Here is an 18,274-nt window from a genome sequence, read left to right on the forward strand (position 1 = left end):
TCCGAGGGAGTGCTTCTGCTTGAGAATGCTTTTCTCATCGCAAGAAATACGCTATTTCCCCTAAATTGACACCTATGGTGCGGTTTCCTAACCGCACCGGTGTAGAGTGTATAGGTAATTCTAAAATCTACCATAATTGCCTGCTTTGCATTCTGGTTGACAAGCAACTGAGGAAATGGTATGGTAAAGAAAATATCTACATGGAGGTTGTAGACTTGAGTACACTAAAAAGCCCCAACAAGGAGGACTTGGAAGATGCCTTGAGTAAGGCACTCCGAATATACAGGAATTGCATGCGTTTTTTCATTGTTCGTCATTTGAGGCGGGTTCCCGGGGAAACCCCCGAAGATTTGATTGCCAACGCTTTATCACATCAACAAGCAGACCAATTTTGGGCAATATTGGATAAGAGAGATGATATCGAATCCGCAATTGACTTTAGTTACTTTCCACCAATTATCCAAAAAAACTGGCTAATCGAACAAAATAGACAAAATTATGGTTTTGCCCAGCAATTCGACTCGGATATGACTTTTCAGAGTAGGTTATGGTTGATAAGAGCGGGACGAAATATTGGGGAACATGAAGATACAAAAATAGACTCCGAATTCGTTCGGACCCATTTATTTCATATTGCTGAGGTACTTGGGAAAATCAATAGTTCTGACGAACAGGGAAAAGTCGAGAAGATCCGGGATGAACTCTTTTCTGATGATACCGCGGAACGTCTCATGGAAACGGAGGAACGCCTAAAGGCTGTAGAAGCGGACAATGCAAAACATAAGAAGACCCTCTCGGAAGTGGAGCAACGCTTAGCGGCTACGGAAGTAGAAAAAAGCGAATACGAACAGAAAAATGCAGCACTTTCAGAACAGGTAGATACGAAAGAGAAACAACGCAAGAAATTAGATAGGCAGTTAAAAAATGCACAAGTGCGGAATGACAAACGTAAAACGGAACTGGCGGGCGTGAAACAACGTTTAGAAAAATCCGAAGCAGAGAGAACTGATCATAAGAAACACCTCAAAACCATCTCGAAAGAATTAGAGGTAATGAAAATCGAACGGAGTACCTCCGAAGAACGACTCACTGCTACATCAAATGAACTCGCATCGGTGCAAGTTAATAAGGATGCTTCTGAGAAACACCATGCAGTCACACGGAATCTATTAACCACAGTAGCAATCGGCGATCAAGCAGTATTTCCGCCTCTCGGCACTGATGCTGCTGCCCGAATACTTGATCGACGAAACACAGAGAAAAAGAATTACCTTCTGGATCTGTTAGAACAAAAACAACCTACCATCATCTATGTCCAGAGTGAAGAGAAAATTGATCAGTTGTTGACCCTTGTCGGACCGGAGAAAGCAAAATTTATTGGAGAGCATAATGCCCAAACCTCTACTGCGGAAGACACGGAGATTTTGGAAAAACTTCGGAAGGGTGAATTAACTGCTATCGTCTCAGACACCGCATTTTCTACCTCAATACCCTCACACTGTGTTGAACATTTTGTCTTTTGTCATCTTGCCCCGAGCTCAGAGGCATTCTTCGATCGGTGTCAACCTGCTTTTACATCGGAAAAGAATACGTATCTACATCTCATCTACAATAGTGAACAGGATATGGAAGGGTTAACTCAAAAGTATCCAGATAGGGAAATGTTGGAAAAGTTGTACCCAGAATTGACAAATCTCGCAGAAACAAACGGTAATTTTATTACGATTGGAAATCTCTATAGCGAATCGGGTATAGCAAAACTTAGTATTGAAACAGGTCTTGCCATTTTTGAGGAGTTACAGTTGCTTGAGCGAAATGGAGAGAATATAAAATTGTTACCACCCACTGGAAAGAAGTTAGACGAATCGGGAATCTATCTTAGAGGAGAGAAACTGAAAAAAGAAACAGCGGATTTTGGAGATTTTCAATTTGAGCATTCCATCGAGCAAATTTGGGAAAAGATGCTGGAGAAACTGAAGGTAGACAACAGTCAAATGTTACACGATAGTCGCATTCATAAGATGCCCTTGAGAGTCTCTGAAACAGAAGAAGACTATCTCATGGATTACCAGACCCAGTCTGAAAAATCTACAGAGGTAGTTGAAAAAGACAGCGCAGCAAGCGACGTAACTTTGGAGGCAGGTCACACCGCCAAACTGACACGAGCGAATGTCAAAGCAGTCTCTCGGACAACTAAGGGCAAGTCCCGAGAGAAAAAGCCCAGCATTTCCGAGCGTTACGTCGCAGATACGACTAAAGAGGACCGCAACCAGGTCGCGGTAAAAGTCGTTGAGATGCGGATCAACGCTGCTGGATCAAAGCGGATGAGTTGGCGTCAAATTCGCGAGAAGCTGGGTCTTAAGAATGACCAATTCCACAAGGTCATTCGCCATTCCCCGGGCTACCGGAAAGCGGTCATTGACCGCATCCAGAAGCTCAGAGCTCGCCCCGAGGGGTGGGAATACTCGGGTAAACTGGAGGTCCTCACAGGGATCCAGATTTCCGAGTCGGAACTCAAGCAAACCAAAAGAAAGGCAGGGTAGGCACCAGACCTACCCCTACAGATTATACGATTTTCTGTTGGATAGTGATTCAGGTTTGAATGAAGTAGCTGTGAGGAAATTGCTTCCGTTTCTATATATCTAATCCCGAATAATAGACACTGGCGTTCCATCCTGTAACCGGTGGTGTTCACCAACAATCACCAATGTGCCGTTCAAGAGCCTCGCGGTAACCTCTATCTCACCACCGTAAACAGTACCAACGCTGACCTGTTCCCGGCGTGCCGTATTCCCTTCAACGGTAAAGATAGTTCCGCTCCCATTTTGAATGTGCAAGACTGAATGTAATGGAAGGAGTAGCACATTTTTCCGCTCACCTGTTTTGACAGAAACCGTGATTGTGCCACCCGGTCTCAGACCGCCATTGTGAGAGAGGGTCCCTACAGAATTCGGCACCGTTGCATGGACGAGAACGGTGTTGTCTTCACGGTTAACCGTTGGGCTGATAAAATCAATCGTGCCAACGATATTCCGAATACCGGTATCCGTAGAAATCAGAACAAGATCGCCACTGTGAATGCGACGCGCGTCCGTGACAGGCATGTTCCAAATGGCTCTGAGTGCCTTAACGCCAATAACCGTAAATACTGGTTTCCCTGTCGGTGAGGCGGCGGATCCTGCATAATCTCCGATATTCAAGTGGCGCGTGGCAATAACGCCATCAATTGGAGATTTAAGAGTTGTAGCATTTGCCCGTTCTTGCGCTATTTTGAGTTGTTCTTCGGCTTGACTCACCGCCGCTCTCGCAATTTCAATCTCTTGCTCCCAAGATTTTGCCTCTACCAGTTTCTGTGCCGCGGTGAGGTCGGCCTGCGCTTGGGTGACCTTTGATTCTGCCAAAGCGATCTCGCGTTCCCAGCTGCGGATCTCCACGAGTTTCCGAGCAACGGCTAATTCCGCTTCTTCCTCAAACTGTCGCGCTGTAACCTGAGCTTCCTCTAAACGGATCTCCGCCAATCTCAAACGTTTCTCTACGGATTCAAAATTGCTATCACTGATGAGTTGCTTCTCATGGAGTGATTTGTTTCGCTCATAATCTGCTTCAGCGTCATCGCGCTCCACTTTCGTGCGTTCCAAACTTTGTTCCGCATTTGTTTTCGATTTTTCAATTGTTTCCTTGGCCGCTTGGGACGTCGCTTCTGCCTGCACAAGTTGGTTACGGACACGCATTTCAGCGAGTGATTGTGTCTCCACAAGGTTCGATTGCGCAGTCATCAACGTCTCCTGAGCAACCGCCAACTGAGATTCAACATCCGCTTGGGTGTTTGCTTCCGTCAATGTGCGTCGGGACTTTGCACCGCTTAATGCCGATTCCGCACCTATTACGGCGAGTGCCGCTTCTCTTGAATCCGTCTCGGCAAGCACATCATCTTTCGCCACACTTTGCCCAACAATCGCTTTCAGGGCAATAATCTTCCCCGGAACATTGGCAAACACCTTCACCTCAGCGTGCGGTTCTAAATGTCCGGTATACTGCTTTGTGGAAACAATCGTCCCGCGTCTCGCTGTGGCTACTGGCACAGCGAGCGGTGATGCTGCCTCTTGGGCGACTCCGTTTCCAACACTGGAGGAAAAGATAATAGCGAAAACGCTCAGTAGAAGTGATTGTCTCAGGTTATTTGTCCGCTTTAACATTAGGATTCTGGCATAAATCGCAGTGTACGCTTTTAAAATATGTCTATTAACCATTTTTAAGTTTATCCTTAAAATCCTTTGTGAACTTTCTCATCTTTGGGTGAATCACAAACTGGCAGTAGGGCTGGTTATGATTCAATTGAAAATAGTTTTGGTGGTAATCTTCGGCAGGATAGAAGACATCTATGGCGGTAATCTCTGTCACAATCGGAGCGTCCCACATATCAGATGCGTCCATCTCGGCTTTAGATTTTTCCGCGATACGTTGTTGCGCTTCCGTGTGATAGAAAATCGCTGAACGGTACTGGGTCCCGACATCAGCACCCTGCCGATTTAAGGTTGTTGCATCATGCGTGTGCCAAAAAATTTCTAATAACGCTTCATAGGAAATAACGTCTGGATCGAACTGAATCTGAATGACTTCGGCGTGGCCCGTCATTCCCATACACACCGCTTGATACGTTGGATTGACAGTGGTGCCACCGGTGTACCCTGAGACGACCGTGTGAACACCTTCCACCTGCAGAAAGACTGCCTCGACACACCAAAAACAACCTGCTCCAAATGTCGCTGTCTCTAATTTCATTTCTTTGATGACGGCTTTCGCGCTGTGACGAACTCCGTGACTCTCCTTTACAATGTAACTTGTAATAACGTAACTTGAATTTGCTGGTGAGGTTTCAAATTTTGCCCATAGTTTTCAAACGTCGGGAATCGGAGGGTTTTTGCTGGGGGTTTCTTCCCTCCTACAGAAGAAATGGATCTCCGTGAAGTTTTAAGGACGGCAACTTGCAAAAAGCGGAAAACTGTGCTACACTCGTAACCCATGAAACGTTTCTTTTTATTTTTTGTTTTCCTGTGTTTGATGGGATGCGAGTCACAGGAACAACAGATTAAAGCACTTGTCAATCAGCTGGGTGACAGAGCGGCTGTGCGTCGCACCGAAGCCACCGAAGCCTTAGTCAAGATAGGTCCTGAAGCGGTCGATGCGCTCATCCAAGGATTATCCGATGAGAATTCGCAGATTCGTGAGATGTCGGCGTGGACGCTCAGCGAAATCAAAACGCCTGTTGCTCGAATTGTCCCCGCACTTATCTCTGTGCTGGCAGATCCCGATGAAAACCTCCGTGTTGTTGGTTCCGTCGCCTTACAAAATGTAGGTGAACCTGCCGTGCCGTATCTCATCGATGCTTTAACAGCAGAGACAGCGGATATTCGGTTGCATGCCGCTTATGCAATAGGTGAAATCGGGACACCGCTTGATACAATTTTACCTGCGCTCATCAACACACTTACAGATTCGGAATGGAACGTCCGTCGTCTTGTCGTGCGTGCCTTGGCTACAATAGGTACGCCTGCCGTCGATCCTCTCGTTGTAGCACTTAATTCCCCTAATGCTGACCTCCGCCGTATGGCGGAACGCGCCTTGAACGATATTGGCACCCCACAAGCCCGCAAGGCAATTGCAGACGCAAAGAAAGGATTGGCAGATCGCTGAGACTATTCAGTCGAAACTTTCTTTCCTGCCATTCGGAGACACTCATCCCAATAAGAGACAGCATACGTCTTCACAGGTTCAGGTTGGTGCGCTTGTTCGAGATACTGCGCTATCCAGTCAAGTAACTGCTCCCGGAGTGATTGCCGAATCTCGCCATCCTCATAGGCTAATTTGTAGAAATCCTGCCGTGTGTCGTCATCTAACTGAAAATCAACTTGGCGATAGAGGACAAGATTGACTATCAATCCGAGTGTGAGGTGTTCAATAGGGTTGGGGAAAATACTGATGGGTGGATCCAATGCGAACAGATTATCCAGTGGTAAGGCTTTTACGTAGTCGCAGCGATTTTCGATACACGCCAACTGCCGATCGATCACATTGACTTCAGCCAAATGGATAAGGGCTCGTGGGACATCTGTATCTCTGATGGTTATTTGAAGCCACCGGATCGTGGTTCTGTAAGTCAACAACGCCTTTAAGAATTCGAGTTCCGCTTGCGTATAAATCTGAATACCTTCTGTTTCAAGGTCAGTATAGGTAGCACCGAGAACACGTTCTTCATCTCTATCAGGGGGTAGAATCACACCGTGTTCTAAAAGTTGGCGTGCTCTGTCTAACAATTTTTCTGTCAGCGTATTCCCGATTTGGAAGAATTTGACGACCCGGTTTTTACAGAGGAGTCGAACCGCTTTGTCAAGATCGCCCTTGCTGCCATACTCCAACCCAAGACTGGTGAGCGTGAAAGCCGTCTGAATCTGCGTCCGCAGCCCCGATTGATCGGAGAGGTCGGTCGTCTTCATTGTGATAAGTTTGTGTGCAATAGCGGCTATATTCTGATAAAGCGTATCCGCCCGTTCACGAGGAATTCCACCGAAAGTGTCTCCGTGCGCTAAGGCTTGTGCGAGGAAGAGTCGTCCGTCAAGCTGCGCTTCGGCGACGAGGGAAAACCTATTTGTTTTTGTCATCGTCATCCTCATCGTCATCTAATTGAAGCGACTCTAAGTCGACCTTCTCTATGAGGTCAGCTTCAGTAACATCAATACCGGCTTCTTTATCACGCGCTGCGACGCGTTCTGCTCTATCCGCCTGTACAGCATCGAAAACAGCGGCAAGTTCGGCTTCAACGTCTTCTTCCGTATCAATTGCGAAGAGTTCCCTGATGAATGTTCTAAAAACTTCATCATCTGCTTCCCAGATAGCATTACAAATCGCCCGAGCGCGTTCATCTGCATAATCAATTGCTGGTGAAGTTGGATCAAGATACCCGGCTTCAAGGAGCATCCCACTGTGGTCATCCTGAAGTGTGACACGATTGTGGAGAAGTGCTGCCAATAAGCGGATATCAAGTTCTCTGAGAAACCGTCCAAGATCGTTCCGTTCACATTCAGAAAGTTCAAAAAGCCAGAGGTCCAATGACTCTTCATCGAGTTTGCCATCGCGCCAGACAGCAATGTCCAGCAGTTCCTCAAATTGATCGTTTGAAAGACATGGCAATAAGACTGAAGCAAGTCCTGTCCCGAGCATCGTGTCCAAGACTTGGAGGACATCTTCGGTAGGGCTCTCTTGGATAAGTTCGGTGCAATCGGGCACAAGATAGTAGAGTTTCTCTCGTGATTTTGGGTTACGAGTCGCGCTCAGGATATCCAACTGCTGCTGCTTCTCGTAACTTTGAAAAAGTTGCTCCGCTTGCTGCGTCGGTAGGGACAGTAACTTCTTACTTTCCGAACGTGGCGCTATCGTATTTGGGCTGTTCATGCCGACTCCTTCATCATGAGACGGGATCCAATATTGAAGTGCATAAATTCCTGATAACGAATGTTACCTCCGTTTCTGTCTCAATAACTGTTTCGCACAAAATCGAGGTTTTTCGCGGCGGACGCAATTGGATCATCTTTACTGGGAGTTTCGAGGACAAACCAACTATCATATCCAACTGCATGGACAGCATTAAAAACGGCAGGGAAGTCAACATCGCCCTCACCGGCGTGATTGCCGCCAGTATCCTTGATGTGCATCTGTGTGATCGCACTCCCCAAGCTCCGAATTTCCGACGGTGAGTCGTAGCCGAATCCCGTGGCGTTCCCCATATCGTAATAAACCCCAACGGCTGACGAGCCGACATTATCAATAATCTGCTGATGCTGTTCAGCACTTAACGTTGATTCAATGGCAAGGAAAACGCCATGTTTTTCAGCGGTTTCAGCAGCCGCTTTCAACCCATCAAGAAACCGTGATGCACTGATGTGTTCATTCTCGATCTGACCGTTCCCGAAAAACGGCACCAAAATCACGTTCGCACCGAGCTGCGGACACGTCTCCGCCAAATATTGTAATTTTGCGATTCCCTCGGTCCGTGTGCTATCCGTCGGATGCATAAATGAGTACGCCGTGAAGCCACCCGGTGACAGTGAAGACACTTCAATACCAGCGGCTTCTGCCAAACTGTTCACTTTATCAATGCCGCCATCTTGCCAGAGTAGATGTTCACGGTAGTTGACTCCCATACAAATCTCGACCCCATCAAACCCGATCTCTTTTGCCTTCTGAAACGATTCTTCAAAAGAAACGGGCAACATCCCGTCCCGAATACCTACCTTCATAGACTACCTCCTAAAGGACACAACTTTAAATCAGAGTACTATTCATATCAATTCTGCATTTTAACATAGTCTTCGCACGAATTGCAAGGAGATCCACTTTTTCTTTTTTACATTGTATTGTTAATTACGAATCTGTCCGAAAAAAGTTGATTTTTTTCTCATCGATGTGTTAATATATTCCAGATGAATTATCTGTACAGACGCACCAAGAATCATCTGAGGGATAAAAGGATCCCATTGAGTACCGAAAAAAGTCGTCCTGTACGCAAAAAATAGAGAGGATATCTTAATGAAACAGATTATTTGTATAGCTACAATTTTCTTTCTGTCTGTATGTCTCATCCCCGGCGTTTTCTCGCAAACTTTACTGAGCGATGAATTCAATGGAACCGGTCAAGACCTTCAATCCTTCTGGCAGGTCAAAGATGGTGATAAGAGCCCTTGGGAGTTGAAGGATGGACTGCTCGTTGCCGAGGCAGGTTTCGACCAGAATTTGTGGGGCGATGACACCTCCACACGTTTCTATCAGGTCACGGACCAGGACCAATTCGACATCGAAACATCAATGGTCGTTGATTACGCAGATGCTTGTACTGTCGCTGGCATTGTTGTATATTCTGCAACAACGAAGGATCACCAAGACCGCGATGGCCAGTGGGTTACATTGAAATTGTGGGGTCGCGGGGCTGCACAAGATAATAACGCTGTTCTCCAGTACCAGCGTCGTCAAAATGATGCCGCACCGTATGTCGGTACACAACCCGATTACAATCCAGAGCAAGGTGTTATCCCAATTGAACTGCGTATCAAACGCGATGGCGATGAATACGAATCATGGTTCAAGCCGAATGCAGAAGGCGACTGGGTTTCGGTAAGTAAAGTGACCAACGAACTCGAAGAACCGCTTGAAGTCGGCATCTACGTCGGTATTTGCGAAGGCGAAAGTGCTGCTGGTAGGATGACCGTCACTTTTGACTACTTCCGAGAAGCCTCAAGTCCGGCGACACCAGTTGATCCGCGTGGCAGACTCGCCGTTACGTGGGGTGAACTCAAAGGACAACAATAGCATCAAACGCTATTTGCAACTTCTACGAAATTACTGGCGGCTCCAATGCCGCCAGCAAATAGCGTCCCGTACGGAAAAATTAGAAAGGATATGTTAATGAAACAGATTATTTGTATAGCTACAATTTTGTTCCTGTCGGTATATCTCATCCCCGGCGTTTTCTCGCAAACCTTACTGAGCGATGAATTCAATGGAACCGGTCAAGACCTTCAATCCTTCTGGCAGGTCAAGGATGGTGATAAGAGTCCTTGGGAACTGAAGGATGGACTTCTCGTTGCCGAGGCAGGCTTCAACCAGGACTTATGGGGTGCCGATACCACCACACGTTTCTATCAGGTCACGGATCAGGACCAATTCGACATCGAGACCTCAATGGTTGTTGACTACGCCGATGCTTGCACTGTCGCTGGTATTGTCGTGTATTCTGCAACAACACAGGACCACCAGGGCCGAGATGGCCAGTGGGTGACCTTGAAGTTATGGGGGCGGGGTGCGGACGACAACAATGCGGTCCTTCAATACCAACGCCGTGAAAACGATGATGAAGGTTTGGGATATGTCGGTGAATTAGCTGGCTATAGACCAGATCAAGGTGTTATCCCGATTGAACTGCGCATCAAACGCGATGGTGATGATTACGAGTCATGGTTCAAGCCGAATGCAGAAGGTGACTGGGTCTCGGTGAGCCAAGTGACCAACGAACTCGCAGAACCACTTGAGGTAGGCATCTACGTCGGCATTTGCGACGGCGAAGGTCCGGGTAAGATGACTGTCACTTTTGACTACTTCCGAGAAGCGTCAAGTCCAGCAACGCCGGTTGACCCGCGCGACCGACTCGCTGTTACGTGGGGTGAACTCAAAGGACAACAATAGTCGCAAACGCTATCCAAAATTTCTACGAATCGCTGGCGGCTACAATGCCGCCAGTTCTTTTGTGAAAAGAAAATATGAAGTAAGTAACGACTTTATCGTCTATTTGTATAAAAAAAGAGGACGGTTTTCCTCCGCTATTAAAATCGGAGGATTCCAGACCGAAAAACTTTGATGAATGTGACCTTAAATTGGCTTAAAGCCTACATCGATTTTGAATTTTCTCTAACTGAACTCGCTGATCGGTTGACGATGTTAGGTATTGAGGTAGAATCCATTAAGCATCCCGGAGCCGAACTCGAAGGTGTAATTGTCGGTAGCGTCACCTCAATTCGACCGCACCCAAACGCAGATAAACTTGTTCTCTGTCAGGTAGATACGGGTGGGGCTGAGGAACTTCAGATTGTCTGCGGTGCTCCGAACGTCAAAGAGGGTATGTTCGCACCTGTCGCTACAATCGGTGCAACACTACCTGCGGGGTTTACAATCAAGCGCGCGAAATTGCGCGGCGAAACTTCGCAAGGGATGCTCTGCTCTGAAAAGGAGTTAGGGCTCTCTGACGATGCTGCCGGTTTGATGGAACTATCGACGGATATACCCCTTGGAACACCCCTCTCAGAGGCTCTTGGATTGGACGATGTCGTATTTGAACTGGAGATTACACCTAACCGTCCCGATTGCCTCAGCCTGATCGGAGTCGCTCGCGAAATCCGAGCGGAAACCGGAAATCCTTTAAAACTACCGGTTGTCGACTTGCCGGAAAGTGACGTTAACGTCAGGGACCTGACGTCTGTTACGATTGATGCCCCAGAGCTTTGCCCGCGTTACGCAGCACGCCTCATTCAAGGTGTTAAAGTGGCAGAATCCCCAACATGGTTGCAACAGCGGCTTGAATCCGTTGGTATAGGTGTTATTAACAACATTGTTGATGTTACTAACTTCGTCCTAATGGAATATGGACAACCGCTCCATGCCTTTGATTATCACAAGCTCACAGAGAATCGCATTGTTGTTCGTCGCGCCACAGCGGGTGAAAAAATAACAACTCTCGATGAAGTTGAACGCGAACTCACACCCGATATGCTCGTCATTGCCGATGCCGAGCGACCTGTTGCCCTCGCTGGAATTATGGGGGGCTACGATTCAGAAATCACCGACGCGACCTGTGATATCCTATTGGAGAGTGCCTATTTCAATCCATCAAGTGTTCGTGCTACCGCAAAGGCGTTGGGAATCAGCACGGAAGCCTCCTACAGATTTGAGCGTGGTGCCGATCCGCGGACAGTCCTCGCTGCCATTGATCGTGCGGCGCAACTCATTGCCGAATTAGCAGGCGGTACTGTCTGTGAAGGCATTGTTGATGTCTATCCGGGACAGCAGCCATTGACCGAAATTCAACTCCGTCCGGAGCGCGTCAATTTCGTATTAGGGACAACACTCGAAGCATCAGAGATGGTGAAGATTCTAAATCGCCTCGGTTTCGACGTGGACGCTACCGGAGAGATTTATCAAGTCACTGTGCCGACATTCAGGTCGGACGTTACTCGCGAAATCGACCTTATTGAGGAAATCGCACGTGTCCACGGATACGATAATATCCCGACAACATTGCCCAAAGGCGATATTCCTGTGCCAGCACCCGACCCGAAGACAGAAATCCGTAAGCGGATTAAACATTTTCTTTTTGCCGCTGGCATGATGGAAGCGATAAACTATAGTTTTTGCGATCCCAATTGTTTTGATAAGATCCGTTTGAATACAGATGATCCGCTTCGTAACACCTTGCGACTCCGGAATCCGTTGAGTCCAGAGATGTCGGTGTTACGCACCACACTAACGCCGGGACTACTCGAAAACGCACAGCATAACCGTAATCATCAGATAGATACTATCGCGCTTTTTGAAATCGGTGGTGTATTCGTCCATGATGGCGAAGAGAAAGAACCGGAACGTGTTGCAGGTGTTCTTGCTGGGCAAGTCGGGGAAGGTGTCTATAGTGATCCGTACCGACCGCCAGATTTCTTTGACATCAAAGGATTGGTAGAAGGGCTGCTTGAGGTTTGCGGCGTTGTCGATTGGACGCTACAGAACACTGACACTCCCACCTTCCATCCGGGTCGGAACGCGGAAATCCTATTGGGTGACAAACGGATCGGTGTCTTCGGCGAGATACATCCAGAAGTTCTCGAAAATTACGATTTACCCTATAAGGCATACCTCTTTGAGTTTAACCTTGAAGGCTTAGCGGAAGCTACTACATTTGCCAAATGCTTTGAACCCATTTCCATCTATCCAAAGGTCGCGCGCGACCTTGCGATCGTCGTAGATAAAGATATATTGTCAGATATGCCCACCGAGCTTATCTATACAACAGGTGGGGACTCCGTAGACTCGGTGCGTCTGTTTGATGTCTATGAAGGTGAACAAGTCCCGGAAGGTAAGAAGAGTCTCGCCTATACGATCACCTATCATTCTGCGACAGAAACGTTGACAGATAAAGCGGTCAATGCCCTTCACGATAAGGTTGTCAAATGCCTGAATCGGGAGTTAGGCGCAGAATTGCGAATGTAGATGCCCGATCAGAACTATGCATGCCCATCGAATAAGGAATCTATTTTCAGCCATCTCGCGCCACTACGACCTCCTCAATGCCCTGTTAAGCCTTAAACGAGATGCTGTCTGGCGTCGCGAAACGGTCAAAGCAAGCGGTGTTGACTTAGGGAGCAAGGTCCTGGATGTCTGCACCGGCACGGGTGAACTCGCTCTTGCGTATGCCGATAAAATCGGGACAGAAGGTTTTGTTATTGCTTCAGACTTCTGCTTTGAGATGTTGGTTATCGGTGATGAGAAGGTGGAGCGGAAGGAACGAGGAACAGACACCAGTTTTCTGGCAGCAGATACCCTTATTCTCCCCTTTTCAGATGATACGTTCGACGTTGTTTCTGTCGGTTTCGGTATCCGAAATGTCTCAGATCTGGAGATGGGAATAGGCGAGATGACGCGCGTAGCGGCACCGGGAGGCAGAGTCGTTATTTTGGAGTTTACGCAGCCCGTGAATCCATTATTTCGGAGTCTCTACTATTTCTATTTCACCAAGATCCTGCCTTTCGTCGGGAACTTGATCTCCGGGAGCAAGGACGATGCCTATGGGTATCTCCCCCGTTCCGTCATGAAGTTCCCGAATTGCGATGCCTTGAAAGTCGTTATGGAACAGTGTGGATTGATGGATGTAGAGTTCTATCGGCAAACGTTCGGTATCGTTTCGATCCACGTTGGAAAGAAACCGATAACTATCTGAATCAGGATTTACCTTTAACCAACCGTTCTACATGTGCTACAACCGATTCAGAAACCCCTTCTAAACTATAACCGCCCTCCAACGCAGAAACAACGCGCCCCGATGCGGTCTCCTCGGCAAGTTCAAGAATTAGGTCTGTCAGTGTAGAAAATCCGTCTGCTGTGAGTTCAGTCCCTGCGAGTGGGTCAAGGTAGTGTGCATCGAATCCTGCTGAAATTAAGATGACCTCAGGTGAGAAATCTTTCAAGGCAGGGATGAGAACATCCGTAAAGACTGCGATGTATTCGTCATCACCGCTCCCCTCGGGCATCGGTGCGTTCAGGTTTGTGCCACGTGCTTTTCCGCTACCCTGTTCGTAACTCGAACCTGTACCGGGGTAGAGCGGCGACTGGTGGATAGAGAAAAAGAAGACCGTCTCATCTTCATAAAAAATGTCTTGTGTGCCGTTTCCGTGGTGGACATCCCAATCCACAATCGCGACCTTTCCGATGCCGTGTTCCCGTTGAAGATAACGAGCGGTAATCGCAATATTGTTGAATAGGCAAAACCCCATGCTCTGGTTTTGCGTGGCATGGTGTCCGGGTGGACGTACCATAGCAAAGGCATTTTCTACTGCTCCTGTTACGACTGCATCCGCGACACGCAGCACCCCACCCGTGGAAAGTTTTGCTATATCATAAGAAGCCTTCACAACGGGAGTATCGTAGGTGAGAAGCAATTCTCGTTCGCAATAGTGCTGAATGTGTTCAGGATAGGTTGGTTCGTGTGCGTAGCAGAGTTGAGCGACGCTTGCGGGTGTTGGTTCGATGGGGTGTAACTGTTCCCAGACTTCGCTTTCCTGAAGAGCGGCTAAACTCGCGCGCAGCCGATCGGGTCGTTCCGGGTGGTTTGGACCGGTATCGTGATTAAGGTAGTCTGGATGATAGGCGAATCCTGTTTTTTGTGTCATGATCGTGCTTGAGTCTAAATTTTCCTTTCCGAGCGTGCTCAACATGCACAAATCAAAGCAATAATTGGCAGTTTCAGCACTGTTAAGGCAATTATTGGGCGTTACAGGGGGTCTTGTTTATAGAGAGAAGGTCGAGTTCTTTGTGCAGACGAGAATTCGCGTCATTATCTCGATGGACACAGATGCAATTAACACCGTAATTTCTTGCACAATACCACTTTTCGTGATTTGGAATTCGATCCTTCAGTGATTGGGTTTCACCGATATATAAAAACGTGTGTTTGCTTGTTCCATCTAAACCAACGGTACGTTTTGAGAATATGTAAACTGCTCCAACAGAATTGAAAACTGTGTCTGTAGTATAAACCTCAAAGGCATAGTTCCCGAATTTGCCTTTAAACGTTGCATCGGCTATTTTTCCCATGTTGTTCTCCTCTGTGCCCAATTTTGTTATATCTAAAGCACGGCACTAAGTAAGATTCTGCCTCCGCTGCAGAAGAAATTTAAGGGAAAGTTACAGCCCAAGCGAACTGCCAAGTTGGGGTCGAAATTTTTGGGAAGGGTTCGTACTCGCGAATTACGTTGCCAAGGCCAACACCTGACGGATTTTCTTCCTGCTCAACTTCCGTTTCAAAAAGTTCGGGGAAGTCCACAGATGAGCGAGGCTGAGGAATTTCATCCCCGTACCGTTTTGCCGTTTCTATCCAACAGAGGATAGCGTCCTCTCCATTCGCTATCGCTTCGTCGATGGTTTCCCCATCAGAAATACACCCCGGTAAATCGGGAAATTCAATTAAATAACCCCCACCTTCCTCATCAGGCAGTATACTTATATAAAATGGATACCCGAGCTCATTCATAATTCATACCTCCAATTGATCTATCATTTTCACAAGTCGTCGAATATACACAGGTCTTATCGGGCGGTGGTCAGGAATAGTCAATTTACTCCCTGAATCGTGACGTAGTGTGACGTGGCTACCGCCGCCGCCCGGTCTACTGATTGAAAACCCGTACCGCCTTGCTAATTTTTCAACATCGGCAATTCGCCAATCATCCCGCGGATTGTTCCGCATTTTTTCCAGCAATTTATCTCGACGCATGGAAATAGTACTCCATACAGGGTCATTTGCAATCGGTAGGATAGCACTTTAAAATTATAACGCGTTATATGCCCATTATCAAGTTAAAATTCAATTGGAAAAATTACGCAGGGACACACCCGTGGTCATGCCTCGTTCTCTATATCGCCATTCCGTTATCCACGAAACAGAATTTTTCTCATTTTCCCCGGTTGTGCCCAATTGCATTTACCAGCACCGTTAAGCTGCCGTAAGAGCGTCGGAATTTCAGGATTCTCAAGCTCACTTTTAATTCTGCGTGCGGCATCTTCAGACCAGCACGGGATGAACGCATGCATCGATTGGTTACCTTGCCATGCCTGCCCATCTACGCAACTCAACACAACTGGATTGAACCGACTTCTCCCATACGCCTCCCACATCACTTTGAACGGCGCAAACGAATAAGTGCCGACACCGAACAGTGCCCACCAATATCCTCTATCAATCGTCGTTTTGAGAAGCGTTCCCTTTCGGAATCGTAGCGTCTCTTCAGCATTACAGAGATATTCTTTCAACGGACTATGCTGTTCAATCTGATGCTGCGTGAGCGGCTTTCCAGTTTCCCGATGATAGGGTAGCAGTATCCATTTGTGAGGGATTGATGTGTCTTGCCGCCAAATCTCCTTTGTCGCGAGTGGGTATAAAAATGCTTCAGGGAGGTGTGAAGGCTTGTCTTGAAAAATAAAAACGCTGTTGGCACCGCATGTATTCACGCCCTGACGTGGTGTTTGTGTCGGGGACAAGTTAAGGTCAACGGTTGTGCCTGTATTCAGTTCGTTGAGGCCCCGCACAACCCGCCACGGATCTGCAGAATCATTAAGTGGAACAGCCTTATGCTCAGTCCAGTTTCCGTCCGATTCCCTGAAATATGGAATGGGGAACGTCTGGAACGTATCGCACTGAAATTTAGCACAACCGTATGATGTGCCGATGCCTTCAAACACTTGGGTCGATGTGAATTCATAGACTGTATCTACGGCGAAATTACGCTGATTTGCCCTATAATTTCGAAAACCACTATGCGCGCCGTCACCGAAAAAAAGGGAAAGCGGCAAGTAAAAATACCCGACCCCGTTCTCTTTTAGGAATTGACCGAGAGCGATCTTCAAGACAAGTGCCGCAATGTCGATACGAGAGGAACCTAAAAGTAACTGCTGTCTGTCTGGCACTAGTCCTTCTGCAAGAAAAGAAGGTTTTACACGCGTTTTGTAATCCGAGGGCAGATCCGCGAAATTCATCCACGGTGGGTTCCCGATAAGAATGTCATACTTTCCTGCGTGCGACTCTATAATCACATCTTGGCAAAAGAGTTGGGATACTGGGAAATCAACGCCAAATTCTTGTTTGACTTTTTTTCTAAACCACGCCAGATGTGAAGCGTTCATCTCAATGAGCGTTAGGCGTGATAAGCGTTCTGGGGTGATAGGGACCCCTCTACAGCGTGCAATGTCCAGAAGCGCAAGGATAAATGCCCCTTTTCCTGCTGTGGGGTCGCAGATGTGTGCGCCATCAATCCATGCGTCGAAGATATCCCACTTATCTATGAGCCATTTTGCCCATTTCAGCGGGGTAAATACCTCTCCAATTCCAAGCAATTTATCCAACATAGTGCTGTGTCAAGTTGAGTTTGATAGTATTGTAAGTTGGGTTGAAGGGATTTTCCTGTAGGGGCAGTCCCTTGTGGCTGCCCACATCCATCATTTTAGGAGTGACACAGCAATAGTCTTCAAATTCGAGGATGGTAAGCGTGAAATCTTGATCGCGACTCTTCATTGTGGGTAATTTCCGAACCGCGATCTTCCGTTTGATTCATTGTTTCGTCGCTAGCTTATCGAGATGCCTTCACTCTCGCCCATGTTGTTGCCAGTTTCCCTTCCGGTTCAACAGCGAAAGCGTCCTCCCATCCATTGAGTAGCTGCGCAATCTCATCCGCCTCAAGGGCGCGGCTGAGAAGGACGATCTCGTCGATACCACCGGTAAACGACTCTGGACCAAATTTGAGTTGCAAGGTCTCACCTACGGCAACTTTGCCACCCCATTCCGGTTTCCAATCTGTTTTGTCGGCTGCCAACGCGCCGTGTTTGCTTTCGGGTTCGCCATCAACGTACATCTCAACATTCTTTCCATCGTACGTTCCGGCGACATGATACCACGTCCCTTGTTCTAATTCTGTTTTGCCGTAAAATCCGGGTGTAATACCGTTGGCTGTCCAGACTCTGAATGAGAAACCATCAGGTATCGGTTCACCACCGGACTGGTCTTCTAACAGATAGGCACCGTTTTTTCTGACACCGGTATCTGAATCGGCATCTACGCGGAACCACGCAGCTACGGTCAATTCTTCGCTGATGCTTTGGAGGCTTTTTGAATCGCCTACATCGATGCTACCGGCTCCACCCGCAACGACTGCTTTACCAAACTTACCGTCTTCAAACTTAAAATTACCGACTATCTTTCCATCGTTACCGTTGTCTGTTGCATCTTTAACATCGCCTTCAAAGAGCCAAACGCCAACGATTGCTGGATCGTCTTCTTCCAATGCCCATGAGGCGGTGCACAAACATAAAAGCAATGCCAAACCTATACATAGCGATTTCATTTAAATGTCTCCATGAAATGTTAAATGCCCAAAACATTGTCGGGCATAAAGCCTTAATTTGATAATGTCAGGTT

At 47.4% G+C, this 18,274-nt stretch carries 18 protein-coding genes; 6 read left to right on the forward strand and 12 right to left on the reverse strand.

What is annotated here, in order from left to right:
* Window positions 1-200: 200 nt before the first annotated feature.
* On the forward strand, window positions 201-2,543 hold the full coding sequence (locus tag J4G07_00485) for a hypothetical protein (GenBank protein MCE2412455.1): 2,343 nt from the start codon (window positions 201-203) through the stop codon (window positions 2,541-2,543).
* 99 nt (window positions 2,544-2,642) lie between these two features.
* Here the strand turns inward: J4G07_00485 and J4G07_00490 are convergent, their stop codons facing one another.
* Both J4G07_00490 and msrA read right to left on the reverse strand, forming a co-directional pair.
* The gene (locus J4G07_00490) at window positions 2,643-4,250 is read right to left on the reverse strand and encodes an efflux RND transporter periplasmic adaptor subunit (GenBank protein MCE2412456.1); all 1,608 of its coding nucleotides are present in this window, start codon (window positions 4,248-4,250) and stop codon (window positions 2,643-2,645) included.
* Complete coding sequence (gene msrA, locus J4G07_00495; GenBank protein MCE2412457.1) at window positions 4,243-4,782, reverse strand: peptide-methionine (S)-S-oxide reductase MsrA; 540 nt, start codon at window positions 4,780-4,782, stop codon at window positions 4,243-4,245. The genes J4G07_00490 and msrA overlap by 8 nt, the downstream gene beginning before the upstream one ends.
* Window positions 4,783-5,061: 279 nt before the next feature.
* Between msrA and J4G07_00500 the strand changes: the two genes are divergently transcribed.
* On the forward strand, window positions 5,062-5,694 hold the full coding sequence (locus J4G07_00500) for a HEAT repeat domain-containing protein (protein MCE2412458.1): 633 nt from the start codon (window positions 5,062-5,064) through the stop codon (window positions 5,692-5,694).
* Window positions 5,695-5,696: 2 nt separating this feature from the next.
* Here the strand turns inward: J4G07_00500 and J4G07_00505 are convergent, their stop codons facing one another.
* The 3 genes from J4G07_00505 to J4G07_00515 form a co-directional block, all read right to left on the reverse strand.
* On the reverse strand, window positions 5,697-6,659 hold the full coding sequence (locus J4G07_00505; GenBank protein MCE2412459.1) for a hypothetical protein: 963 nt from the start codon (window positions 6,657-6,659) through the stop codon (window positions 5,697-5,699).
* Window positions 6,643-7,449: a hypothetical protein gene (locus tag J4G07_00510; GenBank protein ID MCE2412460.1), complete on the reverse strand. Its 807-nt coding sequence runs from the start codon at window positions 7,447-7,449 to the stop codon at window positions 6,643-6,645. The genes J4G07_00505 and J4G07_00510 overlap by 17 nt, the downstream gene beginning before the upstream one ends.
* Window positions 7,450-7,529: 80 nt before the next feature.
* Window positions 7,530-8,294: a sugar phosphate isomerase/epimerase gene (locus J4G07_00515; GenBank protein ID MCE2412461.1), complete on the reverse strand. Its 765-nt coding sequence runs from the start codon at window positions 8,292-8,294 to the stop codon at window positions 7,530-7,532.
* A gap of 289 nt (window positions 8,295-8,583) precedes the next feature.
* On the opposite strand from J4G07_00515, the gene J4G07_00520 reads away from it, so the two are divergent.
* The 4 genes from J4G07_00520 to ubiE all read left to right on the forward strand — a co-directional run bounded on the left by J4G07_00520 (window position 8,584) and on the right by ubiE (window position 13,528).
* A complete protein-coding gene (locus J4G07_00520) occupies window positions 8,584-9,360 on the forward strand; it encodes a hypothetical protein (GenBank protein MCE2412462.1) in 777 nt (258 codons plus the stop codon).
* Between the two features lie 96 nt (window positions 9,361-9,456).
* On the forward strand, window positions 9,457-10,233 hold the full coding sequence (locus tag J4G07_00525) for a hypothetical protein (protein ID MCE2412463.1): 777 nt from the start codon (window positions 9,457-9,459) through the stop codon (window positions 10,231-10,233).
* Between the two features lie 171 nt (window positions 10,234-10,404).
* A complete protein-coding gene (locus tag J4G07_00530) occupies window positions 10,405-12,801 on the forward strand; it encodes a phenylalanine--tRNA ligase subunit beta (protein ID MCE2412464.1) in 2,397 nt (798 codons plus the stop codon).
* A gap of 16 nt (window positions 12,802-12,817) precedes the next feature.
* Entirely contained in the window at window positions 12,818-13,528 is a 711-nt protein-coding gene (gene ubiE, locus J4G07_00535) for a bifunctional demethylmenaquinone methyltransferase/2-methoxy-6-polyprenyl-1,4-benzoquinol methylase UbiE (GenBank protein ID MCE2412465.1), read from the forward strand.
* A gap of 1 nt (window position 13,529) precedes the next feature.
* On the opposite strand, the gene J4G07_00540 is transcribed toward ubiE, so the two are convergent.
* The 7 genes from J4G07_00540 to J4G07_00570 all read right to left on the reverse strand — a co-directional run bounded on the left by J4G07_00540 (window position 13,530) and on the right by J4G07_00570 (window position 18,200).
* Entirely contained in the window at window positions 13,530-14,477 is a 948-nt protein-coding gene (locus tag J4G07_00540; protein MCE2412466.1) for a histone deacetylase, read from the reverse strand.
* A 91-nt stretch (window positions 14,478-14,568) separates the two neighbouring features.
* On the reverse strand, window positions 14,569-14,901 hold the full coding sequence (locus tag J4G07_00545; GenBank protein MCE2412467.1) for a hypothetical protein: 333 nt from the start codon (window positions 14,899-14,901) through the stop codon (window positions 14,569-14,571).
* 79 nt (window positions 14,902-14,980) lie between these two features.
* Entirely contained in the window at window positions 14,981-15,337 is a 357-nt protein-coding gene (locus tag J4G07_00550) for a type II toxin-antitoxin system HicB family antitoxin (protein MCE2412468.1), read from the reverse strand.
* 3 nt (window positions 15,338-15,340) lie between these two features.
* On the reverse strand, window positions 15,341-15,580 hold the full coding sequence (locus tag J4G07_00555; protein MCE2412469.1) for a type II toxin-antitoxin system HicA family toxin: 240 nt from the start codon (window positions 15,578-15,580) through the stop codon (window positions 15,341-15,343).
* Between the two features lie 155 nt (window positions 15,581-15,735).
* Entirely contained in the window at window positions 15,736-17,208 is a 1,473-nt protein-coding gene (locus J4G07_00560) for an SAM-dependent DNA methyltransferase (protein ID MCE2412470.1), read from the reverse strand.
* Entirely contained in the window at window positions 17,198-17,374 is a 177-nt protein-coding gene (locus tag J4G07_00565) for a hypothetical protein (protein MCE2412471.1), read from the reverse strand. Before J4G07_00565 ends, J4G07_00560 begins: the two co-directional genes overlap by 11 nt.
* 55 nt (window positions 17,375-17,429) lie before the next feature.
* Window positions 17,430-18,200, reverse strand: a complete 771-nt coding sequence (locus J4G07_00570) for a LamG domain-containing protein (protein MCE2412472.1) — start codon at window positions 18,198-18,200, stop codon at window positions 17,430-17,432.
* Between the last annotated feature and the right edge of the window lie 74 nt (window positions 18,201-18,274).

The sequence above is a fragment of the Candidatus Poribacteria bacterium genome (genome assembly GCA_021295715.1).
Classification (GTDB): domain Bacteria; phylum Poribacteria; class WGA-4E; order WGA-4E; family WGA-3G; genus WGA-3G.